Consider the following 22,065-nt stretch of genomic DNA (forward strand, 5'->3'; position numbering starts at 1 on the left):
CCCATGGTGTCCACGGCCCCGTACGGGACCTGGAGCTCACCCATCGGCGCCGCGCTCGCCGCGTCGCGCGACGGCCGCCCGGAATACGTGGGCGTGGTCGGCGACGAGGTGTGGTGGACCGCGCCCCGCCCGGCCGAGGGCGGCCGCCGCACCCTGGTGCGGCGGCGCGCGGACGGCACCGAGGAGTCCGCGCTGCCGGCGCCGTGGAACGTCCGCAGCCGGGTGATCGAGTACGGCGGCACCCCCTGGACCGGCACGCCGCGGGCCGCCGGCGGCCCGCTGATCGTCTTCGCGCACTTCGCCGACCAGCGGCTGTACGCGTACGAGCCCGACAGCGGTGCCCCGCCGCGGCCGCTGACCCCGCTCTCCCCGGTCGGCGGCGGACTGCGCTGGGCCGACCTGCGACCGCACCCGGAGCGGGGCGAGGTGTGGGGCGTGCTGGAGGAGTTCACCGGCGAGGCCGCAACGGACGTGCGCCGGGTGCTCGCCGCCGTGCCGCTGGACGGCTCGGCCGCCGACGACCGCGCCGCGCTGCGGGAACTGACCGACGGCGCCCACCGGTTCGTCACCGGCCCGAAGCTCTCCCCGGACGGGCGGCGGGCCGCGTGGCTCGCCTGGGACCATCCGCGGATGCCCTGGGACGGCACGGTCGTGATGCTCGCCGACGTCACCGAGGACGGCACCTTCACGGGCGCCCGCCCGCTGGTGGGCGGCGACGGCGAGGCGGTCGCACAGGTCGAATGGGCCGCCGACGGCACCCTGCTGTACGTCTCCGACGTCAGCGGCTGGTGGAACCTGCGGCGGATCGACCCCGACGCCGACGACGCGGGGTCGATCGGCCTGTGCCCCCGCGCCGAGGAGTTCGCCGGGCCCCTGTGGCGCATCGGGCGGCGCTGGTTCCTGCCGCTCGACAGCGGACTGATCGCGGTCCTCCACGGCCGGGGCGGGGCCGTCCTGGGCATCCTCGACCCGCGGACGGGGGAGCTCGCCGACGCCTCCGGGCCCTGGACGGAGTGGGACGCCACCCTCGCGGCCTCCGGCACCCGGGTGGTCGGCGTCGCGGCGAGCACGCGCAGCGGATACGAGGTCGTCGAACTGGACACCCGCACCGGCCGGGCCCGCGTCATCGGCGCCGAGCACACCGACCCGGTCGACCCCGCCTACTACTCCCGCCCGCGCTCCCGCACCTTCACCGGCCCCGACGGGCGGGAGATCCACGCCGACGTCCACCCGCCGCACCACCCCGGCCGCACCGGCCCCGACGGGGAGCTGCCGCCGTATCTCGTGTGGGCGCACGGCGGCCCGACCTGCCGCGACCCGCTCGTCCTGGACCTGGAGATCGCCTACTTCACCTCGCGCGGGATCGGCGTCGCCCAGGTGCACTACGGCGGCTCGGCGGGCTACGGCCGCGCCTACCGGGAGCGGCTGCGGGAGAACTGGGGCGTGGTGGACGTCGCGGACTGCGCCGCCGTCGCCGAGGCGCTCGCCGACGAGGGCACCGCCGACCGCGCCCGGCTGGCGATCCGGGGCGGCAGCGCCGGCGGCTGGACTGCGGCGGTCTCCCTCGGCACCACCAACCTGTACGCCTGCGGGACGATCAAGTACCCGGTGCTCGACCCCGCCGAGTGGGCCTCGGGCGGCACCCACGACTTCGAGTCGCGCTACCTGGACGGCCTGCTCGGCCCCGCCGACGCGCACCCTGACCGCTACCGGGAGCAGTCCCCGATCCACCACGCCGACCGTGTCACCGCCCCGTTCCTGCTGCTCCAGGGCCTGGCGGACCCGGTCTGCCCGCCGGAGCAGTGCGAGCGCCTGCTCAAGGAGATCAGCGGGCGAGGGATCCGGCACGCGTATCTCACCTTCGACGGGGAGGGGCACGGGTTCCGGAAGGAGGAGACGATGATCCGGGCGCTGGAGGCCGAACTCTCCCTGTACGCGCAGGCTTTCGGCTTCGACCGGCCGGACGTGCCGGTGCTGACCCTGACCACGTGAGCCGGTATCGGCGAGGCGGTAGCGTGATCGACAGCGATACGTCGTCGCCGACACACAGGGGGAGAGCCACCGATGACCGAGATCAGGATGCTGGGCCGGGACGCGCTGCCGGACGCCGTGCCCGACGGCTGGCAGGGGGAGCCGCAGACCTGGCTGCTGAGCGTCTCCGAGTACGCCGCGGGACCGGACGGCGCGCTCGCCGACACGATCCTGGACGCCGAGGAGCGCGACCGGGCGGCCGCGTTCGTCCGGGATGAGGACCGGCAGCGGTATCGCGCCGCGCACGCGGGGCTGCGCCGGCTGCTCGGCGCGTATCTCGGCCTGGATCCCGCGGCGGTGCCGTTCATGCGCGAACCGTGCCCCGGCTGCGGGGCCCCGCACGGCCGCCCGGCGGTCACCGGGACCCCGCTGCACTTCAACATGTCGCACGCCGGGGACCTGGTGCTCTTCGCCTTCGCCGACGCCCCGGTGGGCGCCGACGTGGAGCGGATACAGCCGGTCTCCGTCGTCGACCAGGTCGCCGCGAGCCTGCATCCGAGGGAGCGCGCCGAGCTGGCCGGCCTGCCCGACGCCGACCGGCCCGCCGCGTTCGCCCGCTGCTGGACCCGCAAGGAGGCCTATCTGAAGGGGCTCGGCACGGGCCTGTCCCGCGACCCGGCCATCGACTACGTGGGCTCCGGCCCCCACCCCGTGCCGGTGGGCTCCTGGACGCTGGCCGACCTGCCCGTCGGCGACGTCCGGCCCGGCTACGCGGCCGCCCGGGCGGTCCTGGCGCGGCCGGTCCAGTGACCTCGTAGGCCGTGCGCGGGCGGCCCGGCCGCCCATGCCGGACCCTGGAGGGAGAGGGCCGGGCCCACCGGCGCCCGGCCCGCACCTCCGGCTCCCGACGGGAGGGTCCTGCCATGAGCCCCACGACCACGAAGAAGACCGGTGGCGACCGCGCGGGCGGCCTCAGGGGAGAGCTGACCCCGCGCAGGATCACCGCGCTCGCCGCCGCCGTCCTCGCGCTCGTCTTCGTCTTCGAGAACACCAAGGAGGTCGAGATCCGGCTGCTGGTCCCCGAGGTGACCATGCCGCTGTGGCTCGCCCTGCTCGCCGTGGGCGTCGTCGGTGTGCTGTGCGGCGTCCTCCTGGTCCGCCGCCGCTAGGCGACGTGCCCGGTGGGCCGGGGGCGGCCCGTCGCCGATGTGGCGGCCTGGCGCGACCACAACCGCTGGGCGATCACGCCGAGATGGTCAACACCTCCGCACAGAACGAGTCGTAGATCGTCTTTGCGCAACTCTGACCGGCGGAGGCCCTGTTCACACGGCCCCGGCCGTTGTTCCATGGTCATCTGACGGTCGCCGCAGCCGAGGTGGCCCTGGGCGAAGGACTGAGTGCCGCTGTGGCCACGAGTGTGCGACGTACCGTGCTGACCCTCCCCGCCGCCCCGCTCGGGCCGGAGAACCCGCTGCCCGCCCTGCGGCCCCTGGACGAGGTGCACCGGGTCGGCGACGACGCACGCGCCGCGCTCCCCGCCGAGGCGGCCCGGCAGATCGGCTACGGGCGGCTGCGGTCGGTGCTGCCGGTGCGGCTGCGCGACGGGTACGGGCGGCGCCGCGCCCCCTGCGACCTCGACGCGATCGTCATCGAGAACGACCGGCTGCGCGCCACCGTGCTGCCCGGACTCGGCGGCCGGATCCACTCCCTCCACCACAAGCCGACCGACCGCGAACTCCTCTACCGCAACCCGGTGTTCCAGCCCGCGGACTTCGCGCTGAACGGCGCCTGGTTCTCCGGCGGCATCGAGTGGAACATCGGCGCCACCGGCCACGGCGCGCTGTCCTGCGCCCCGCTGCACGCCGCCCGGGTGGCCGCCCCCGACGGCGGGGAGATGGTGCGGCTGTGGGAGTGGGAGCGGCTGCGGGACCTGCCCTTCCAGGTCGATCTGTGGCTGCCGGACGGCTCCGACTTCCTCCATGTCGGCGTACGGATCCGCAATCCGCACGACCACCGGGTGCCCGTCTACTGGTGGTCCAACACCGCCGTCCCGGAGACCGGGCGCACCCGCGTGCTCGTGCCCGCCGACGCCGCCTGGCACTTCGGCTACCGCCGCGACCTGCGCCACGTGCCCGTACCGGAGTGGGGCGGCGCCGACGTCACGTACCCGCTGCGCGGCGAGCACGCCGCCGACTACTTCTACGAGGTGCCCGACACCGCCCGCCGCTGGATCGCGGCGGTCGACGGCGACGGGCACGGCCTCGTCCAGACCTCCACCGACCTGCTGCGCGGCCGCAAGCTCTTCGCCTGGGGCGCGGGAGCGGGCGGCCGCCACTGGCAACGCTGGCTCACCGAGCCGGGCACCGGCGGCTACGCCGAGATCCAGGCCGGGCTCGCCCGCACCCAGCTGGAGCACCTTCCGCTGGAGGCCGGTCAGGAGCTGAGCTGGCTGGAGGCGTACGGCCCGGTGTCCGCCGACCCGGCCGCCGTGCACGGCGCCGACTGGGCGGCGGCCCGCGCGGCCGTCGAGGTCCGGCTCGCTGCGGACCTGCCGCGCGCCGCGGTCGACGCGGCGTACGCCGCCTGGCTGCCGTGCGCCGACAACGAGCCCAAGGAGACGCTGGCGACCGGCTCCGGCTGGGGCGCCCTGGAGGCCGAGCGCGCCGGGTTCGACCTGCCGGGCACCCCGTTCGACCCGGCCACCCAGGGCGCCGAGCAGGAGCCCTGGCGGGCCCTGCTGCGCACCGGCGCGCTGCCGGAATGGACGGCGCCGACCGGACCCGGCGCGTCGCTGGTCGCACCGCCCTGGCGCGAGCTGCTGGAGACCGCGCCGTCCGGCGCCGCCGCCGACTTCCACCTGGGGGTCGCGCAGTGGCACGCGGGCGACCGGGCGCAGGCCGCGCGCAGCTGGGAGCGATCGCTGCTGCACGCCGAGACGCCGTGGACGCTGCGCTGCCTGGCCGTCGCGGACGCCGCCTCGGGGCACACCGAGCGCGCGGCGGACCGGCTGCTGCGCGCCGTACGGCTGGTGCTGGACGGGGCCCTGTACGACGACGCGGCACCGTATGACGCCCCGTCACCGCCCGCTGCCGCAGCGGGGCCTTACGACGTCGCGTTGGAGGCGGCCCTGGCGCGTGAGGCGGTCGGCGCGCTGCTGGCCGCGGACCGCGCCGCCGACGCCGGGGCCGTCCTCGACGCGCTGCGGCCCGCCGTGCGCGACCGCGGCAGGTTCCGGCTGCTCCGCGCCCAGGTGCTGCTGGCGCGCGGCGACGCGCCCGCCGCCCGCGCGCTGCTCGACGCCGGCATCGAGGTGGCCGACCTGCGCGAGGGCGACGAGTCCCTGAGCGACACCTGGTTCGCGACGGCCGAGCGGCTCGTCGCGGGGCCGGGCGGAGCGGTCACCGAGGAGGTACGGCAGCGGGCGCGCGCCGCGCACCCGCTGCCGGAGGCCTACGAGTACCGGATGCGGCCGGGCGGTCCGGCCGCGGAGGGTCGGGTCGCGGGCGGTCAGGCCGCCTGCCGGTCGACGTATTCGAAGACCGACCCGTCCGGGTGACGGGCGACCAGGTTGCGGCCGATGGGCGTGGGCAGGGGCCCGGCGATGATCTCCGCGCCCACGGCCCGCAGATCGGCCACGGCCTCGTCCACGTCCTTCACCGCGAGCGTCGCCGTGACCTTCCGCAGGATCGACAGCTCCGCCTCGGGGCCGCTCATGAGGAAGAAGCAGCCGACCGCCGCCACCGCGACCCCGCCCCGCTGGAAGCGCAGCGCCTCGGCCCCGGTCAGCCGTTCGTAGACGGTGATCGCCTCGTCGAGATCGGCTACGCACACCCGCAGTGATGTCCCCAGAATGTCCATGCGGGCGAGCCTAGTTGATCGCTTCCGGGCGTGTGGCGGGTCTGCCGGCGATCCTCACCCGGCGGGGTTCGCCGACGCTCCTCAGCCCGCGGAGGGGACCGGCTTGCGGCACAGGATCTCGCCGTGCGGGACGGTGAACCAGCCGTCCTCCCGGGCGCCCCACGCCCGCCAGGCGTCCGCGATGTCCGCCAGCTCCCGGTCCGTGGCGTGCCCGCCGTCCACCGCCATCCGCGCGTACGAGGAGGCGACGGTGCGGTCCGCCCACATGCCGCTCCACCACGACCGGTCCTCCGGGGCGGCGAAGCACCAGACGGCGGCGGTGGCCGTCACGTCGGTGAACCCGGCCCGCCGGGCCCAGGACAGCAGCCGCCGGCCGGCGTCTGGCTCGCCGCCGTTGGCCCGCGCGACCCGCCCGTACAGCTCCTGCCAGCGCGCCATGCCGGGCACGTCCGGGTACCAGGTCATCGCCGCGTAGTCGGCGTCGCGGGCCGTGACGACGCCGCCGGGGCGGCACACCCGGTACATCTCGCGCAGCGCGCGGACCGGGTCGCCGACGTGCTGGAGCACCTGATGCGCGTGGACGACGGAGAACGAGTCGTCGGGGAAGTCCAGGTCGTGGATGTCGGCCACGGCGAAGTCGAGGTTGGCCAGGCCGCGCTCGGCCGCGACCGCACGCGCCTGCTCCAGCACGCCGGGGGCGGCGTCGACCGCCGTGACATGCCCCTGGGGGACCAGCTCGGCGAGGTCCGCGGTGATCGTGCCGGGCCCGCACCCGATGTCCAGGACCCGCATGTGCGGCTCCAGCTCCGGCAGCAGGTAGGCCGCGGAGTTCGCGGCCGTACGCCAGGTGTGCGAGCGCAGCACCGACTCGTGGTGCCCGTGGGTGTAGACGGCGGTGTCCTTCGGCATGGCGGAATCCCCCTCGAACCGACCGGTGATCGTCGGTTCCCACGCTACGCCGCCGTCTCGAATGGCGGGAGTTGCGTCTCAGTACTCGGGCACCCGCACGTGCGAGGCGACATCCTCGACCGTGCGGTAGGTGCGGTCCGGCGGCAGCGACTCCACCAGCGCGATCACCCGGTCCGGGGCGTGCCGTTCGTGCAGGGTGCGCAGCAGCTCCCCGCGCTTGCCCGGGAACGCGGTCCGCGCCAGGTGGCGGGCGATCTCGAAGCGCATCGCCTCGTACTCGCCGCGGGAGCCGCGGCGCGGCAGGGGGCCGAAGGTCGCCGTCGGATCGTCGTCCGCGGCGGGCTCGGGGTTGGGGTCGTGCCACTCCTCGGCCCGCGTGGGGTGCCCGGAGCGCAGGAGCCCGTCCAGCTCGTGCTTCAGCTCGTCGTCCTTGTGCGCACTCACCCGGTCGCTGCCTCGCTGCATGCCGTCCTCCTCGTGCCGCCCCCCGGTGCCACGTACTGGTCGCCCCCGTGTCACGTACTGTTCGAATACCCGGTCAAACCAGGATGACACCGGTTATACCGCTCAGCACTCGCCGGGTCCGGCCGAGGCGGGGAGAATGGCTGCCATGGCTGACCGCAGCGCCAAGAACCCGCTTCTGACCCGGCACGGCGAGGCGCTGGACCTGTTCACCGACCGGGTCCACGCGATCCGCCCGGACCAGTGGGACGCTCCGACGCCGTGCACCGAATGGTCCGTCCGCGACCTGGTGAACCACCTGACCGCCGAGCAGCTGTGGGTGCCGCCGCTGGTGCGCGACGGGTCGACCATCGAGGAGCAGGGCGACGCCTTCGACGGGGACGTGCTGGGCGACGACCCGGTCGCCGCCTGGGATCGCGCCGCCGCCGAGGCGCGCGCCGCGTTCGCTGCCCCCGGCGCCATCGAGCGGACCGTCCGTCTGTCGTACGGCGACACCCCCGCGTCCGACTACTGCGCGCAGATGATCAGCGACGCCGTGGTGCACGCCTGGGACCTGTCGCGGGGCATCGGCGCGGACGAGCGGCTCCCCGCCGCCCTGGTCGACTTCACGGTCCGGGAGGTCACGCCGTACGCCGCCGACCTGGAGAAGAGCGGGCTGTTCGCGTCCCCCGTGGAACCGCCGGCGGGGGCCGACGTCCAGACCAAGCTGCTGGCCCTGCTGGGCCGCCGGGTCTGACGCGGGCCCGCGGCTCGCGTCACCCCGGCACGGCCCTGCGTCGCCCCCTCACAGCACCGATCACAGCACCGACTGCGCCGTCTGCGCGGCCCTGGAGAACACGTGGACCAAGGTCTCGCAGAACGCCGGCAGATCCGCCGGTTTCCGGCTGGTGATCAGAGTGTTGGGCCCGCGCTCGCAGACCACGACCTGCTCGTCCACCCACGTACCGCCCGCGTTGCGGATGTCGGTGCGCAGGCTCGGCCACGAGGTGAGGGTCCGGCCGCGCACCACGTCGGCCTCCACGAGCATCCACGGCGCGTGGCAGATCGCCGCGACGGGCTTGCCCGCGTCGAAGAACTCCTTCACGAGGCGGACGGCCCGCGCGTCCATCCGCAGAGCGTCGGGGTTGGCGACCCCGCCCGGCAGCGCCAGCGCGTCGTAGTCCCGCGCCGACGTCTCGCCGACGACCCGGTCGACCTCGTACGCCTCGGCCGGGTCGAGGTGGCGGAACGCCTGGACCGTGCCCGGCTTGGTGGAGACCAGGTAAGGGTCGCCGCCGTGGCTGCGGACCGCGTCCCACGGCCGGATCAGCTCCATCTGCTCCACGCCTTTCGGCGCGACGAGAAACGCCACCTTCATACGGCCTCACGTCCTTTCGCACACACCCGAGGAGCGCACGGTCCGCCCGCGCCGAGCACACTCGCCCGAGACGCGCACACTCCGCCCGAGTGCCGGGTTGCCCCCTGGGCCCCGACGAAACCGCGCGTCGCCCGGCGCCCCGCCAGGGCGATCTGCGAAGGTGGGACGAGGCCCCGTACGCGGCGGCGAAGGGACGTTGAGCAGGTGACGAAGCAGCGGCAGCGGCCCGCTCCGGCCGCGGCGGACCCGCACGGCGGTCTGCCGGTGCTCCCGGAACTCGCCGCACACTTCGCGGCGGCCGCCGCCGACACCGCGCCGGAGCCCTCCGGCGGCGGCCCGCGGCTGCGCGCCGCCGCCTGCGGCTACTGGTCGCGGCGCGGGCTGTGGACCCACCAGGACCACGTCGTGGCCGCCCCCGGCGCGCAGCCGCTGCTGCTGGCGCTGCTCGCGGCGGCCGGCGGCGACGTGCTGCTCAGCCGCCCCTGCGCCGCCTGGTACGCGCCGCTGGCCCGGCTCGCCGGACGCCCGGCCTACCACGCCCCGGCGCCCGCCGAGTGCGGCGGCGTCCCGGACCCGTTCGCGCTGCTGGAGACCGTCCGCCGGGTGCGCGCCGAGGGCGGCGCGCCCCGCGTCCTGGTGCTCTCCGTCGCCGACGACCCGACCGGCACCGTCGCCCCGCCCGAGCTGCTGCACGAGGTGTGCGAGGCGGCGGTGGGGGAGGGGCTGCTGGTCGTGAGCGACGAGACCTGGCGGGACACCCTGCACGACCCGCACGACACGGTCCTGGTCAGCCCCGCCGAGATGCTCCCCGAGCACGTCATCGTGCTCGCCGACCTCGCCGGCGGCCACGCCCCCACCGGCTGGCCCGCCGCCGTCGCGCGCTTCCCCGCCACCGGCCGCGGCATGGAGCTGCGCGACCGGGTGCTGACCACGATCGGCGCGCTGCGCGCCGACCTGCCCGCGCCGGTGGCCGCCGCGGCCGCGTACGCCCTCACCGAACCGGATCCCGCACGGGAGCGCGCGCGGGCGGCGGCCCGGGCGTACGGGGCCGTCGCCACGGCGGCGCACGACGCGCTCACCGGGGTCGGGGTGCTCTGCCTGCCCCCGCATGCCGGGCGCCATCTGTACGCGGACCTGTCCGAGCTGCGCGAGGCGCTCGGTACCCGGGGCATCACCGACTCGGTGGAGCTGGCGGACCATCTCACCCGGCGGCTCGGGTGGCCGGTGTCCGGCGGCGACCGGTTCGGCGACGCCCCGCACACCTTGTGCGTACGGCTGACGACACCGCCGCTGCTGGGAGCGGACGACGAGGAGCGGGAGCAGGCCCTCCAGGCGGGGGACCCGCTCGAACTCACCCGGGTGGCCGACGCGTTGAACCGGTTCGCGGAGGTCTTCCGGGAGCTCGCGCGCCCGTCCGGGGGCATCCCGTAGTTGCCATCACCCGTAATCGGGGCATAAGTGGCGGTGTGTGAGATTCCCTCATAACTTCCAGGCATGCACACACGTCATATTCGGTACGCTGCCGCCCTCACCGCCCTCCTCGCGCTGGAGGCCGGCTCGCTGCCCGCCGCGGCCGCCGAGGCCCCCCGCAGGACCCACATCGTCCGCCCGGGCCAGTCCATCCAGGAGGCGGTGGACGACGCCCGCCCCGGTGACACCGTCCTGGTCATGCCCGGCACCTACCGGCAGAGCGTCCAGATCTCGGACTCCGACATCACCCTGCGCGGCGTGGGCCGGGGCACCGTACTGAAGCCCGGAACCGTGCACACCTCGCAGGACGCGGACGCGGGCGGGGCCGACGAGCCGGCCGGCGGGCGGGAGCCGGGCCGTGGCAATTGCCCCGGCGGAGGCGGCGGAGGTGACGGGGATGATCCGGGCGGCGGGGCGGCGGCCCCGGTGGAGGCGGCGGCGGGGGCGGCGGAGGCGGAGGGGGCGGAGGGGGCGGAGGCGGTGGAGGCGGCGGTGGGGGCGGCGGTGGGGCGGAGGCGGAGGCGGTGGAGGTGGCGGCGGTGACGAGGACGACCCCCGGGTGGTGGCGGCTCGGGCTGCGGGGGCGGGAAAGGGGGCAACGGAGAGGGCCACAACGCCGACAAGTGCGCCGCCGCCGGGAACGGCATCTGCGTCACCGGAACGGCCCGACGGCCCGTCACCGACGTCACCATCAGCTCCCTGACGGTCTCCGGCTTCGCCAAGAACGGCATCGACGCCGACTACACCGACCGGCTGCGCATCTTCGCGGTCCGCGCCGAGGACAACGAGGACCACGGCATCAGCCTGCAGCACTCCTGCCGCTCCCACCTGGCCGGGAACCGGGCCCGGAACAACGGCCAGTCCGGCATCTTCCTGGCCAACGTGGTCAACAAGGAGGGCGCGGCCCTCAACACCAGGGGCACCATCGTCCGCGGCAACCATCTGACCGGGAACCGGATCGGGGTGACCATCCGGCGGTTGCGGAGGATGACGGTCGAGGGCAACTCCGTCAGCGGCAACTGCGGCGGGGTGTTCGTGGTCAGCGACGAGTCGAGGCCGCGCGCCGGAGCCCTGTCCATCCGGGGCAACGACGTCTCCCGCAACAACAAGTACTGCCGGCCGAACGCCCGCCTCCCCTTCATCCAGGGCACCGGCATCCTGCTCACCGGCGCCGAGGAGACCTGGGTGGCGGGCAACCGGGTGCGCGGCAACGTCGGGAAGTCGCCGATGTCCGGCGGCATCGTGCTGTACCCGAGCGTCGTGGGCGCCATCAACGCCCGCAACACCATCTTCCGCAACGAGGTCATGGGCAACAAGCCCGCCGACATCATCGACAAGGACCGCGGACCCGGGAACAGGGTCAGGGGCAACCACTGCGACCACTCCGTACCCGAGGGGTGGTGCTGCAAGCAGTGACCGCCACCGCGCCGACCCGGGTCGGGCAGGATCCGCCCCGGGCGGCCATGGAACTGCGGGAGATCGTCTTCGGCGCGGCGCGCGCCGCAGCGGTGCGCGCCGCCGCCCGGCTGGGGGTGGCGGACGTCCTGGGCGAGGACCCCGCCACCGCCGGGGAACTGGCCGTCGCGCTGGACGCCGAGCCGCGGGCGCTGCGCCGGCTGCTGCGCGCGCTGTCCTGCCACGGCGTCTTCGCCGAGACCCCGGACGGCCGGTTCCGGCACACCGAGATGTCCCGGCTGCTGCGCGAGGACGCGCCGAACAGCCTGCGCCACATCTCGCTGTGGTGCACCGAGCCGTGGACCTGGCAGGCGTGGCCGCTGCTCACCGAGGCCGTCCGGTCCGGCGGCCACGTCTTCGACACGCTGTACGGCAAGGACTTCTTCAGCTACCTGCACCACGACGCGGCGGAGTCGGCCCAGGTCTTCGACCGGGCCATGACCGCCTCCAGCAGGCAGTCCGCCGAGGACGTCGCCGATCTCCTCGACCTGTCCGGGGTGCGGCACGTCGCCGACATCGGCGGCGGCCAGGGCCATGTGCTGGCGAGCCTGCTGGAGCGGAACCGGGTGATCCGCGGCACCCTGCTGGACCTGCCCGAGGTCGTCGCCCAGGCCGACCCGCGGCTGCGGGAGGGCGGCGCGCTCGCCGACCGGGTCCGGCTGGTCCCCGGCGACGCCCGCAGCCGGGTCCCGGCCGGCGCCGACCTGTACATCATCAAGAACATCCTGGAGTGGGACGACGACAGCACGCGCCGCACGCTGCGCAACGTGGTCGCCGCCGCCCGGCCCGGCGCCCGGGTGGTGGTCATCGAGAACCTCGTCGACGACAGCCCGTCGATGAAGTTCACCACCGCCATGGACCTGCTGCTGCTCCTGAACGTGGGAGGGCGCAAGCACACCAAGGAGAGCCTGGTGGCGCACATGACGGAAGCCGGGCTGGACGTCGGGGAGATCCAGCCCGTCAACGCGTATCTGCACGCGTTCCACGGCTCCGTCTGACGGCACGTCACGGTCCTGTTCGGTGGCCCGTCAGGCCCACGTGAACGAGTCCAGGTGGGCGAAGACGACCACGTTGGCGGTGTAGTCCCGGGCGGCGTGGTCGTAGCTGCCGCCGCAGGTGATCAGCCGCAACTGGGCGTCCTCGGTCTCTCCGTAGACCTTCTCGTCCGGGAAGGCGTTCTTGGGGTACGTCTCGACGCCGTCCACCGTGAAGGTCGCCTCGATGCCGTCGGCACGGGTGACGGTGACCTTCTCCTTCGGCTTGAGGGAGGCGAGCGGCCAGAAGACCGCGGGGCCGGTCCGGGTGTCCACATGCCCGGCGACGATCGCGTTGCCGGGCTCGCCGGGTGACGCCCCCTCGCGGAACCAGCCGACGAGGTTGCCGTCGTCGGCGGGCGGCGCGTTGAGCCGTCCCGCGCCGTCCAGGGTCAGCTCGGTGAACGGGGCGTTCACCCCGATCGAGGGGATCGCCAGGCGGACCGGCGCGGAACGCGGCAGGGCGGGCCCGTGCCGGGGTATGCCCGGTGTCTCCGGCGCCGGCGGCGGGGACGCCGCGGGCGCCGGCGCGGGCCGCGGCGCGGTCGCCTCGGAGGGCGCGTCGACGTGGTTGTAGATCAAGAGCGCGCCGAGGAGGGCCGCCGCCGCGGCCCAGCGGAGGGCGCGGGAGCCGCCGTCGGCGCCCTGCGGGCCCGGCGCCGGGCCCGCGTCCTGTGCGGGGTCCTGACTTCTGCCCATGGAGCGTCGCCTTTCTCGGGCCGGGGGCGGTGGCCGGCAGCACCGTGGCCACCGCCGCCGCGCGGCGATGGCCACAGCACATCGGTATACGGCGGGGGAGTCGCCTCAGACGGACGTGCCCGACGGCGTGCGGCGACGCAGCACGTAGGCACCGGCGCCCACGCCGCCGACCAGCAGGACCGCTCCGGCGGCCATGCCCGCGCCGCTGTCGAGGGCCATGCCGCCGCCACCGGTCTGCACGCCGCCGTGCGGCCGCTGCTGCTCGTCCGGGCTGACACCCTCATGTCCCTTGCCGGGCTCCCTGCCCTCATGGCCCTCGTCGGGCGGCATGCCCTCGTGTCCCTTGCCGGGGACCTGGCCCTCATGGCCCTTGGCCGGCTGCTGGGCCGGGTGCTGGGCCGGGTGCTGGCCCTCGTCGCCCTTGGACTGGCCCGCGGTGGCATCCTGCTCCATGCCCTTGGTCGACTGACCCTTGGTCATGTCGCCCGCGTCCTTGTCCTTGTCCGGCAGTGCGCCGTCGGCCTCATCGCCACTCGGCTGGGCACCGTGGTCCGTGATGGGGCTGGACGGGTCGCGGGGCTGGGTCTGGGTGTAGCCCTCGTCGGTTCCCGGGTCGGTGACGACGTCCGCGAGGGCCGCGGCAGGGGTACCCAGGGTCAGAGCGGTGCCCAGCACCGCGCCGGCTATGAGAGTGCGAGTCGAACGCATGATCCATCCTTTCGGTGCTCCAGCCGATTACTGACCATCCGTCAGATAAGGGGGATCTGGCGGAGCCACCGCTCCCACCGTCAGCCAACCGTGACCAGGCCGCCACTCGGTGTAGCGGCATTCGGGTGGATGCTGTGCGCCCTTCGGGTGGCCTTACGGCGTGTCAGGCGCCGATGAGGCCGGTGGTGTGGGTGGCGGACCGGAACTCCGGGCGGGCGAGCGTGCGCCGCAGGAAGCCCACCGTGGTCCGCACCCCCTCGCCGCCGACCCGGAACTCGCCCAGCGCCCGGTCCATACGGGCCAGCGCCTGTTCGCGGTCCGGCGCCCACACCACGGTCTTGGCCAGCAGCGAGTCGTAATGCGGTCCCACCAGGAAGCCCGGGTAGGCGTGCGTGTCGACGCGCACGAACGGACCGCCGGGGGTGACGAACTCCGTCAGCCGGCCCGGCGCCGGGCTGAAGTCCCGCTCCGGGTCCTCGGCGTTGACCCGGCACTCCACGGCCACGCCGCGCCGCACCACGTCCTCCTGACGCAGCGACAGCCGCTGCCCGGCGGCGATCAGGAGCTGCTCGCGCACGATGTCGACGCCGGTGATCATCTCGGTGACCGGATGCTCGACCTGGAGCCGGCAGTTGATCTCCATCAGGTGGAAGTCCATGGACGGCGCCAGCACGAACTCGAAGGTGCCCGCGCCGACGTAGCCGACCGCCTCCGCGCCCCGCACGGCCGCCGCGCACAGCGCGTCCCGCACCGCCACGGGCAGGTTCGGGGCCGGGGCCTCCTCCACGATCTTCTGGTGCCGCCGCTGCACCGAGCAGTCGCGCTCGCCCAGGTGGATCGTGGTGCCCTGCCCGTCGCCGATCACCTGGACCTCGATGTGCCGGGCGTCCTCCACGAACCGCTCCAGATACAGCCGCTCGTCGCCGAAGACCGCGCGGGCGTGCGCGCGGGTGCGCTCGAAGGCGTGCACCAGACCGCCCGGCTCGCGCACCACGGCCATGCCGCGGCCGCCGCCGCCGGCCACCGCCTTGAGGATCACCGGATAGCCGGTGCGCCGCGCGATCTCCTTGGCCTCGGCCGCCGAGGCCACCGCGCCGGTGCTCCCGGGCAGCACCGGCAGCCCCGCCTCCGCCATCAGCGCCCGTGCCGCCGCCTTGTCGCCCAACTGCTGCATCACCCGCGGCGACGGGCCGATGAAGGCGATCCCATGGGCCTCGCAGACCTCCGCGAAGTCCGGGTCCTCCGACAGGAAGCCGTAGCCGGGATGGATCGCCTGCGCCCCGGTGCGCAGCGCCGACTCCACGATCGCGGGCACGCTCAGATAGCTGCCCTTGGCCTGCGGCGGGCCGATGTGGACGGCCTCGTCCGCCAGCCGTACGACCGACGAGTCGCGGTCCGCCGTGGAGTACACCGCGACCGTCCGCACCCCCAGCTCACGGCAGGCGCGGATCACGCGCACGGCGATCTCGCCCCGGTTGGCCACCAGCACCGTGGAGAACACGCCGGATCACCCCCTGCCGGCCGCGCCCGCGTCCCCGGGCAGCGGTTCGAGCCGGACCAGCCGCTGCTGGAACTCCACCGGCTGCCCGTCCGAGGCCAGGATCTCCACCACCCGCCCGGCGGTGTCCGCCTCGACCCGGCTCATCATCTTCATGACCTCCAGGATCCCGACCGGCTGACCCGCCCGTACGGTGTCGCCGACGGAGACGAACGGCGGCGCGCCGGGCTCGGGGGAGCGGTAGAACGTGCCGACGGTCGGGGCGCACACGAAGTGGCCCCCGGCCTCCGGCGGCCCGCCGGGCTCCGGGCCGGTGCGGACGGCCTCCGCGCCGGTGGGGACGGCCTCCGGCGCCGTACGGACCGCGGCCGCCCCCATGCCCGTATCCGCGCCGGTACGGGTGGGAGCCGCCGCGGTCGGACCGGCCTCCGGATCGGCCCACTCCACCTCCACGGTCGTCTGCCCGTGCTGGACCCTGACCCGGCGCGGCGGTCCGGCCGAGGAGCCGGCCAGCTCGGCGACGGTACGGCAGACCGACTCCAGGCTGACCTGGATGAGCGGCACGCGGGCCGCCGCGCCGGGTACGTGCCCGTTCTCGTGCTGCTCGGTCTGATGCTCGTGCTGGGTGGTGCTCTCCGAAGTCACGATGCTCCTTGGGTCCTTGGGACATACGAGGTCACATGAGGTCACGACGCTCCGTGCGGAGCGGGCGCGGGGTCCGCGGCGCCGAAGCGGTGGAACCGGCGGCGCCGCGCGTCGAGGAGCCGGTCCGTTCCCCAGGGCTCCAGTTCGTCGAGGGCCGCCGTCACGGCGGCACCGAGGAGCTGCGCCGCGGCGGCGTGGTCGAGGTGCGCGCCGCCCGGCGGCTCCGCGACGACGCCGTCCACGACGCCCAGGCGCAGCAGTTCCCGGGCGTGGACGCGCAGCGCCGCCGCGGCACGTGGCGCCGCCTGCGGGTCCTTCCACAGGATCGCGGCGCAGCCCTCGGGGCTGATGACGGAGTACACGCCGTGCGCGCTGACCAGCACCCGGTCGGCCACGGCCAGCGCCAGCGCGCCCCCGCTGCCGCCCTCGCCGGTCAGCACGGTCACCACCGGCACCGGCAGCCGGGACATCAGCCGCAGGCTCTCCGCGATGGCGACGGCCTGGCCGCCGCGCTCGGCCTCCGGGCCCGGGTAGGCGCCCGGCGTGTCGATGAGGGTGACCACCGGCAGCCGGAGCTTGGCGGCCATCAGCATCAGGCGGGCGGCCTTGCGGTAGCCGCCGGGGGTGGGCATCCCGAAGTTGCGGCGCTGCCGCTCGGCGAGGTCGGGGCCGCCCTTGTGGTGCCCGATCAGCATCACCGTCCGGTCGCCGAGCCGTCCGGGCCCGCCGACGATGGCCGTGCAGTCCGTACCGATCCGGTCGCCGTGCAACTCGTGGAAGTCCTCCAGCAGATGGCTCACATAGTCGAGGGTCCCGGGCCGGTCCGGATGCCGGGCGAGCCGTACCGCGTCCCAGGACTCGCAGTCCGGCACCTCCTCGACCCGCCGCAGCACCGCGGGCCCCGCCGCCCCCGCCACGGGGGCGGCCTCCGACGCGGCGGCCTTCGCGACCCTCGGCTCCTCGCCACCGCCCGGCACCTGGCCGCCGCCCGGCGCCGTGCCGTGGCTCCGGGGCAGGGACAGCAGGCGGCCCAGCGTGGTGCGCAGGGCCGAGCGGGGGACGACGTCGTCCAAGAGGCCGTGCGCCAGGAGGAACTCGGCCGTCTGGAAGCCCTCCGGCAAGCGCTCGCCCGTCGTCTGCTCGATGACGCGCGGCCCCGCGAAGCCCATCCGGGCCCCCGGTTCCGCCAGGATCACATCCGTGAGGGTCGCGAAGGACGCGGCGACGCCGCCGTACGTCGGGTCGGTGACCAAGGAGACCGTCAGGACGCCCGCCTCGTCCAGTTCGGCCAGCGCCTGCGCGGTCTTGGCCATCTGCATCAGGGACAGCACGCCCTCCTGCATCCGCGCCCCGCCCGACGCCGTGACGATCAGCAGCGGCACCCGCTCCCGCAGGCTCGTCCGCGCCGCCTCGGTGATCAGCGCGCCGACCTCGCAGCCCAGGCTGCCGCCCAGGAAGCGGAAGTCCATCACGGCCGCCACCACCGGCCGGCCCGCGATCCGGCCGCGGGCCCCGATCGCCGCCTCCCGCAGCCCGGTGTCGGTCCGTGCCGCCGCCAGCCGGTCCGGATACGGGCGGACGTCCACGAAGCCGAGCGGATCCCGCACCGGCTCCGTCTCGTCGATCGGCGAGGCGGAACCGGGGTCGAGCAGATGCTCCAGCCGCTGCGGCGCGGTCAGCGGGCTGTGCCGGCCGCACTCGGGGCAGACGCCCAGGGTGCGGCGGAAACGCTTGCCGTAGATCAGGGCGGCGCAGCGCTCGCATCTGACCCACTCCGGCGTCCGGGCGGCGGCGGACCGGTCATCCGTCGCGGTCATGGGGCGGCCTCCTTCCGGTGTCCTTCTCGGGTCGGGTTCACGTGCGCCGGCCCCGCTCCCAGCGGTAGAACTCCCGCGCCACGGCGTCCCGCGGGCCGCGCCACGTCGCGGGGTCGTACGGGTCCACGTACACGGCCAGCCGCCGGCTGATGTCCTGGAACTCCGGGTGCTCGGACTGCCGCGCCAGCTCCGGGCCCGGCGGCCGCTCGGCCTCGATGAGGTGCAGGTACACCTCGCCGTACTGGAAGAGGCTGCGCCCGGTGACGCCGATCAGCCCCGGCAGCTCCCCGCGGTCGGAGTCCGCGAAGACCGTGGCGATGTCGTCCGCCGAGTCGGGCCGCATCCGGGCGACGATCAGCGCGCGGTGCCCGCTCCCGCGGTCCTGGTCGCTCACGCCTCCACGCCTTCGCGGACGCGCTGCTCGATCCGGTCCCGGATCAACTCCATCTGGGTCCTGGAGTTGCGGTTGATGCGCTCGGCCATCGCGACGTCGTCCATCGTCGCCTCGGGCTTCATCTCGAAGTCCTGCGTCCAGCGCATCCGGGTGCCCTCGGGCACCTCCTCGTACTCCCAGCGGATGTTCATGTAGGTGAAGTTGCCGGTCTCGACCCGGCGCGCCCACACCGTGCGCGCGTCCCGGTCGGCCTCGCGCTCCGAGACCCAGCTCCACACCTTGCCGTCCTTGTCCGGGTGCAGCGTCAGCCGGAAGGTCGTGGTGTCGCCCTCGCGCCGCAGCACGTCGACGGCCGCGTACTCGCTGAACAGCTCGGTCCAGTGCTCAAGATCGTTGGTGATGTCCCAGACGACGCCCAGGGGCGCCGCGATCACGATCTCGTTGTCGGTGCGTGCGGACATGTCAGGCTCCGATCGCCAGGGTCTCGTTGATGACGCTCAGGAAGTCGTCCGGGGTCTTGCAGCCCTCGGCCGTCGCGTCGAACGCCACACCGTGGCGCTGCTCCAGCTCGCTGACGATCGCCAGCAGGCCGAGGGAGTCGAGGCCGAAGTCGGTCAGCAGGGTGTCGGGGGCGGCGCGCAGCGCCTGCGGGTCCACGGTGACCCCCGCGCACTTCTTCATCAGCGCGGCCAGCGCGTCGTAGTCATAGCTGAGTTGCGTGGACATCAGTCATCTCCTTCCGCGCGGCGCAGGACGAGCGCCGCGTTGGATCCCATCAGTCCCCGGCTGAGCACCAGCGCCGTCCGCAGCTCGGCGCGGCGGGCCCGGCCGGTCACCAGGTCCAGGTCGCAGGCGGTCTCGGTGACCCGGGGGGTCGGCGGCACGATGCCGTGCTCCAGGGCGAACACCGCGCAGGTCACGTCCAGCGGGGGAGCGCCGCAGTAGGCCCGGCCGTAACCGGCCTTCGGCGCGGTCACCGGGACCCGCCCGGCGCGCGGCCCCAGGACGTCCGCGAGCGCCAGCGCCTCGGCCCGGTCCGCCTCCGGCACGCCCAGCGCGTCGGCGAAGACCACGTCGACCTCCTCCGGTGCGCACCGGGCCCGCTCCAGCGCCATCCGCGCCGCCCGCGCCAGCCCCTCCCGGGTGCCGGGCCAGCCCGGCGGCCCGGTGAACGTCGCGCCGTGCCCGGCGACCCGGGCCCGGATCGGCGCCCCGCGCAGCCGGGCCGTCCACTCCTCCTCCACCACGAGCATCGCGCCGCCCTCGGCGGGCACGAACCCGCAGGCGCCGGCGGAGAACGGCAGGTAGGCGTGGTCGGGCTCGGTGGCCCGGCTCAGCTCCGGGAACGCCAGCTGGCAGACGATCGAGTACGGGATCAGGGGCGCCTCGGCGGCGCCCACCACCATCGCGTCCGCCCCGCGCCGGATGCCCCGGCAGGCGTGCGCGATGGCGTCCAGGCCGCCCGCCTCGTCGGCGGCCACCACCCCGCACGGGCCCTTGAAGCCGCCGCGGATGGAGATCTGTCCGGTGCTGGCCGCGTAGAACCAGGCGATGGACTGGTACGGGCCGACGAACTGCGGCCCCTTCCCCCACAGCCGCTCCAGCTCGTGCTGGCCGAACTCGTTGCCGCCCGACCCGGCGGCGGTCACCACGCCCACCGCGTACGGCGACTCCTTGTCGGAGCGCAGTCCGGCGCCCGCCAGCGCCATGTCCGCCGCCGCCATCGCGAAATGGCTGAACCGGTCCGTCTGGACCAGGTACCGGTCCTCGACCGCCGCCCCCGGATCGAAGGCCCTGACCTCCCCCGCCACCTTCAGCGGGTAGTCCTGGCAGCCCTCCCGGCTGATCCGGTCCAGGACGCCGACGCCCTCCCGGACCGCCTTCCAGAACGCCTCGGCGCCGATGCCGTTCGGCGCGATGACGCCGAGGCCGGTGATGACCGCCGACCGGCGCTCCGCCTGCCGGCTTCCCGTGGGCCGGCTCCCGGCCGACCCGCCGCCGAGGCTCATCGCGACCTCCCGTCGTCCCGGCCCATGACCACCGCGGACTGGAAGCCGCCGAAGCCGCTGCCCACGGAGAGCACCTGGTGCAGGGCCGCCGCGCGGGCGGTCACGGGCACGTAGTCCAGGTCGCACGCGGGGTCCCGGTCGCGGTAGTTGGCGGTCGGCGGGATGACGCCGTGGTGCAGCGCCAGCGTGCACGCGACGAGTTCTATGGCGCCTATCGCGCCCAGCGAATGGCCGATCATCGACTTGATCGAACTCATCGGCGTGACGTAGGCGTGCGCGCCCAGCGAGCGCTTCACGGCCGCCGTCTCGTGCCGGTCGTTCTGCTGGGTGCCCGAGCCGTGCGCGTTGACGTAGTCGATGTCGGTGCCCTCGACATGAGCGTGTCTCAGTGCGCAGTCGATGGCCATCGACATCTCGAGTCCTTCCCGGGTCAGGCCGGTCATGTGGTACGCGTTGCCGAACGTGGCGAACCCCTCGACGTCGCAGTAGGCGCGCGCGCCCCGGTGGCGCGCGTGCTCCCGCTCCTCCAGGACCAGCACCGCGCCGCCCTCGCCCAGGACGAAGCCGTCGCGCGAGGCGTCGAACGGCCGGGACGCGTGCCGCGGGTCGGCGTTGTTGGCGCTGGTCGCCTTGATCGCGTCGAAGCAGGCGACGGTGATCGGCGAGATGGGGGAGTCCGCGGCACCCGCGATGCACACGTCCGCGCCGCCCTCCTCGATGGTGTGCAGGGCGTAGCCGACCGCGTCGAGCCCGGAGGTGCAGCCGGTGGAGACCGTCTGCACCGGGCCCCGGGCGCCGAACCGCCCCCCGACCTCGGCGGCCAGGGCGCTGGGCGAGAACGCGCGGTCCAGGTGCGGGCCCGCCGCGCGGTGGTCCACGGACCAGTGCCCGCCGTCGTCGCTGACCAGCCGGTAGTCGTGTTCCAGCCGGGTGGTGGCGCCCACCGCGGTCCCCAACGAGACCCCGACCCGCCACAGGTCCTCGTCGCGCAGGTCCAGACCGGCGTCGTGGACCGCCTCGTCGGCGGCGACCATCGCGAACTGCACGTACCGGTCGGCGCGCGCCACCTCGTCGGGGGACAGGCCGTGCTCGGCCGGATCGAAGTCGCATTCGGCCGCTATCCGGGACCGGAAGCCGGCCGGGTCGAAGAGGGTGATCCCGCGGGTGGCGGTGCGGCCCGCGGCGAGCAGGTCCCAGAACGCCGGTACCCCCACGCCGCCGGGGGCGACGACGCCCACCCCGGTGACCGACACCCGCCGGGTCATGACGGGACCTGGGCCGCTTCGGCGTCCTCGGTGTCCACGTGGCCCATGTTCGGGCGCGGCGCCAGCGGGCTGAGATGGAACACCATCCTGGCCTCGGCGTCCCCCACGTTGCGGAAGCGGTGGCGCATGAAGGTGGGGATCATCAGGCCCTGGTCGGTGCGGAGCGGATGCGCCTTGCCGTCCAGGTCCACCTCCAGCTCGCCGCTGACGACGTACACGAACTCCTCCGAGTACGGGTGGTAGTGCTCGCCGATGCGCTCCCCCGGGCCGAGCAGGGCCACCCCCATGAAGCCGCTGGTGGCGCCCACGGTGGCGGGGGTGAGCAGGGTGCGCAGATCACCGCCTCTGCGGCGGTTGGGCGGGACCTCGTCAAGACTCACGATGCACGGTGAGGTCTGGCTGCTCATGTCGGTTCCTTCCGTGAATGCCTGGCGTGGGCCGGTCGGCCACCCGGCGGGCGCGGCACGGCTGCTGACGTGACGTCAGCGGCTCGGCCGCCGGCCGTGGCCGGTGC

24 protein-coding genes and 1 pseudogene are annotated in these 22,065 nt (G+C 74.8%); 10 read left to right on the top strand and 15 right to left on the bottom strand.

The features are described from left to right. The first annotated feature begins 3 nt into the window (after window positions 1-3). The 4 genes from Q3Y56_RS28105 to Q3Y56_RS28120 all read left to right on the top strand — a co-directional run bounded on the left by Q3Y56_RS28105 (window position 4) and on the right by Q3Y56_RS28120 (window position 5,527). Window positions 4-1,992 carry a prolyl oligopeptidase family serine peptidase gene (locus Q3Y56_RS28105; protein WP_304464589.1) on the top strand — a complete coding sequence of 663 codons (1,989 nt, stop codon included), beginning with the start codon at window positions 4-6 and terminating at the stop codon, window positions 1,990-1,992. A 72-nt stretch (window positions 1,993-2,064) separates the two neighbouring features. Continuing rightward, a complete protein-coding gene (locus Q3Y56_RS28110; protein ID WP_304464590.1) occupies window positions 2,065-2,781 on the top strand; it encodes a 4'-phosphopantetheinyl transferase superfamily protein in 717 nt (238 codons plus the stop codon). 113 nt (window positions 2,782-2,894) lie between these two features. Further along, window positions 2,895-3,140, top strand: a complete 246-nt coding sequence (locus Q3Y56_RS28115) for a DUF1049 domain-containing protein (protein ID WP_304464591.1) — start codon at window positions 2,895-2,897, stop codon at window positions 3,138-3,140. 236 nt (window positions 3,141-3,376) lie between these two features. Next, window positions 3,377-5,527 (top strand): DUF5107 domain-containing protein, encoded by a 2,151-nt coding sequence (locus tag Q3Y56_RS28120; protein ID WP_304464592.1) that lies wholly within the window; start codon window positions 3,377-3,379, stop codon window positions 5,525-5,527. Here Q3Y56_RS28120 and Q3Y56_RS28125 read toward each other — a convergent pair. The 3 genes from Q3Y56_RS28125 to Q3Y56_RS28135 form a co-directional block, all read right to left on the bottom strand. Further along, the gene (locus tag Q3Y56_RS28125) at window positions 5,479-5,829 is read right to left on the bottom strand and encodes a VOC family protein (protein WP_304464593.1); all 351 of its coding nucleotides are present in this window, start codon (window positions 5,827-5,829) and stop codon (window positions 5,479-5,481) included. The two genes, Q3Y56_RS28120 and Q3Y56_RS28125, sit on opposite strands and share 49 nt — an antisense overlap. 81 nt (window positions 5,830-5,910) lie before the next feature. Next, on the bottom strand, window positions 5,911-6,738 hold the full coding sequence (locus Q3Y56_RS28130; RefSeq protein ID WP_304464594.1) for a class I SAM-dependent methyltransferase: 828 nt from the start codon (window positions 6,736-6,738) through the stop codon (window positions 5,911-5,913). 78 nt (window positions 6,739-6,816) lie between these two features. Continuing rightward, window positions 6,817-7,203, bottom strand: coding sequence for a DUF2795 domain-containing protein (locus Q3Y56_RS28135; RefSeq protein WP_304464595.1), 387 nt, complete (start codon window positions 7,201-7,203; stop codon window positions 6,817-6,819). A 145-nt stretch (window positions 7,204-7,348) separates the two neighbouring features. On the opposite strand from Q3Y56_RS28135, the gene Q3Y56_RS28140 reads away from it, so the two are divergent. Next, on the top strand, window positions 7,349-7,936 hold the full coding sequence (locus Q3Y56_RS28140) for a TIGR03086 family metal-binding protein (protein ID WP_304464596.1): 588 nt from the start codon (window positions 7,349-7,351) through the stop codon (window positions 7,934-7,936). 60 nt (window positions 7,937-7,996) lie between these two features. Here the strand turns inward: Q3Y56_RS28140 and Q3Y56_RS28145 are convergent, their stop codons facing one another. Then, window positions 7,997-8,557, bottom strand: a complete 561-nt coding sequence (locus tag Q3Y56_RS28145) for a type 1 glutamine amidotransferase domain-containing protein (protein WP_304464597.1) — start codon at window positions 8,555-8,557, stop codon at window positions 7,997-7,999. 204 nt (window positions 8,558-8,761) lie between these two features. Between Q3Y56_RS28145 and Q3Y56_RS28150 the strand changes: the two genes are divergently transcribed. The 5 genes and pseudogenes from Q3Y56_RS28150 to Q3Y56_RS28165 all read left to right on the top strand — a co-directional run bounded on the left by Q3Y56_RS28150 (window position 8,762) and on the right by Q3Y56_RS28165 (window position 12,480). Continuing rightward, window positions 8,762-9,988, top strand: a complete 1,227-nt coding sequence (locus tag Q3Y56_RS28150; protein ID WP_304464598.1) for an aminotransferase class I/II-fold pyridoxal phosphate-dependent enzyme — start codon at window positions 8,762-8,764, stop codon at window positions 9,986-9,988. A gap of 63 nt (window positions 9,989-10,051) precedes the next feature. Continuing rightward, window positions 10,052-10,570 carry a hypothetical protein gene (locus tag Q3Y56_RS33620; RefSeq protein ID WP_369696818.1) on the top strand — a complete coding sequence of 173 codons (519 nt, stop codon included), beginning with the start codon at window positions 10,052-10,054 and terminating at the stop codon, window positions 10,568-10,570. Between the two features lie 102 nt (window positions 10,571-10,672). Continuing rightward, window positions 10,673-10,900: pseudogene (locus Q3Y56_RS33625) on the top strand (right-handed parallel beta-helix repeat-containing protein); the annotation flags it as partial. Between the two features lie 9 nt (window positions 10,901-10,909). After that, entirely contained in the window at window positions 10,910-11,443 is a 534-nt protein-coding gene (locus Q3Y56_RS28160) for a right-handed parallel beta-helix repeat-containing protein (RefSeq protein ID WP_369696819.1), read from the top strand. A 47-nt stretch (window positions 11,444-11,490) separates the two neighbouring features. Next, a complete protein-coding gene (locus Q3Y56_RS28165; RefSeq protein WP_304465832.1) occupies window positions 11,491-12,480 on the top strand; it encodes a methyltransferase in 990 nt (329 codons plus the stop codon). A gap of 30 nt (window positions 12,481-12,510) precedes the next feature. On the opposite strand, the gene Q3Y56_RS28170 is transcribed toward Q3Y56_RS28165, so the two are convergent. From Q3Y56_RS28170 to Q3Y56_RS28220, 11 genes are all read right to left on the bottom strand, one after another. Continuing rightward, on the bottom strand, window positions 12,511-13,215 hold the full coding sequence (locus Q3Y56_RS28170; protein WP_304464599.1) for a class F sortase: 705 nt from the start codon (window positions 13,213-13,215) through the stop codon (window positions 12,511-12,513). A 105-nt stretch (window positions 13,216-13,320) separates the two neighbouring features. Continuing rightward, the gene (locus tag Q3Y56_RS28175; RefSeq protein ID WP_304464600.1) at window positions 13,321-13,923 is read right to left on the bottom strand and encodes a hypothetical protein; all 603 of its coding nucleotides are present in this window, start codon (window positions 13,921-13,923) and stop codon (window positions 13,321-13,323) included. Between the two features lie 163 nt (window positions 13,924-14,086). Further along, the gene (locus Q3Y56_RS28180) at window positions 14,087-15,424 is read right to left on the bottom strand and encodes an acetyl/propionyl/methylcrotonyl-CoA carboxylase subunit alpha (protein ID WP_304464601.1); all 1,338 of its coding nucleotides are present in this window, start codon (window positions 15,422-15,424) and stop codon (window positions 14,087-14,089) included. A 6-nt stretch (window positions 15,425-15,430) separates the two neighbouring features. Further along, window positions 15,431-16,066 (bottom strand): biotin/lipoyl-containing protein, encoded by a 636-nt coding sequence (locus Q3Y56_RS28185; protein WP_304464602.1) that lies wholly within the window; start codon window positions 16,064-16,066, stop codon window positions 15,431-15,433. Between the two features lie 41 nt (window positions 16,067-16,107). Continuing rightward, window positions 16,108-17,883 carry an acetyl-CoA carboxylase, carboxyltransferase subunit beta gene (gene accD / locus Q3Y56_RS28190; RefSeq protein ID WP_304464603.1) on the bottom strand — a complete coding sequence of 592 codons (1,776 nt, stop codon included), beginning with the start codon at window positions 17,881-17,883 and terminating at the stop codon, window positions 16,108-16,110. A 37-nt stretch (window positions 17,884-17,920) separates the two neighbouring features. After that, window positions 17,921-18,277: a TcmI family type II polyketide cyclase gene (locus tag Q3Y56_RS28195; protein ID WP_304464604.1), complete on the bottom strand. Its 357-nt coding sequence runs from the start codon at window positions 18,275-18,277 to the stop codon at window positions 17,921-17,923. Continuing rightward, window positions 18,274-18,738, bottom strand: coding sequence for an SRPBCC family protein (locus tag Q3Y56_RS28200; RefSeq protein WP_304464605.1), 465 nt, complete (start codon window positions 18,736-18,738; stop codon window positions 18,274-18,276). The genes Q3Y56_RS28195 and Q3Y56_RS28200 overlap by 4 nt, the downstream gene beginning before the upstream one ends. Before the next feature lies 1 nt (window position 18,739). Continuing rightward, window positions 18,740-19,003, bottom strand: a complete 264-nt coding sequence (locus Q3Y56_RS28205; protein WP_304464606.1) for an acyl carrier protein — start codon at window positions 19,001-19,003, stop codon at window positions 18,740-18,742. Next, a complete protein-coding gene (locus tag Q3Y56_RS28210) occupies window positions 19,003-20,286 on the bottom strand; it encodes a beta-ketoacyl synthase N-terminal-like domain-containing protein (RefSeq protein ID WP_304464607.1) in 1,284 nt (427 codons plus the stop codon). Before Q3Y56_RS28210 ends, Q3Y56_RS28205 begins: the two co-directional genes overlap by 1 nt. Beyond that, on the bottom strand, window positions 20,283-21,551 hold the full coding sequence (locus tag Q3Y56_RS28215; RefSeq protein WP_304464608.1) for a beta-ketoacyl synthase: 1,269 nt from the start codon (window positions 21,549-21,551) through the stop codon (window positions 20,283-20,285). The genes Q3Y56_RS28210 and Q3Y56_RS28215 overlap by 4 nt, the downstream gene beginning before the upstream one ends. Further along, entirely contained in the window at window positions 21,548-21,958 is a 411-nt protein-coding gene (locus Q3Y56_RS28220) for a cupin domain-containing protein (protein WP_304464609.1), read from the bottom strand. Before Q3Y56_RS28220 ends, Q3Y56_RS28215 begins: the two co-directional genes overlap by 4 nt. Between the last annotated feature and the right edge of the window lie 107 nt (window positions 21,959-22,065).

It is taken from the genome of Streptomyces sp. XD-27 (assembly GCF_030553055.1).
Classification (GTDB): domain Bacteria; phylum Actinomycetota; class Actinomycetes; order Streptomycetales; family Streptomycetaceae; genus Streptomyces.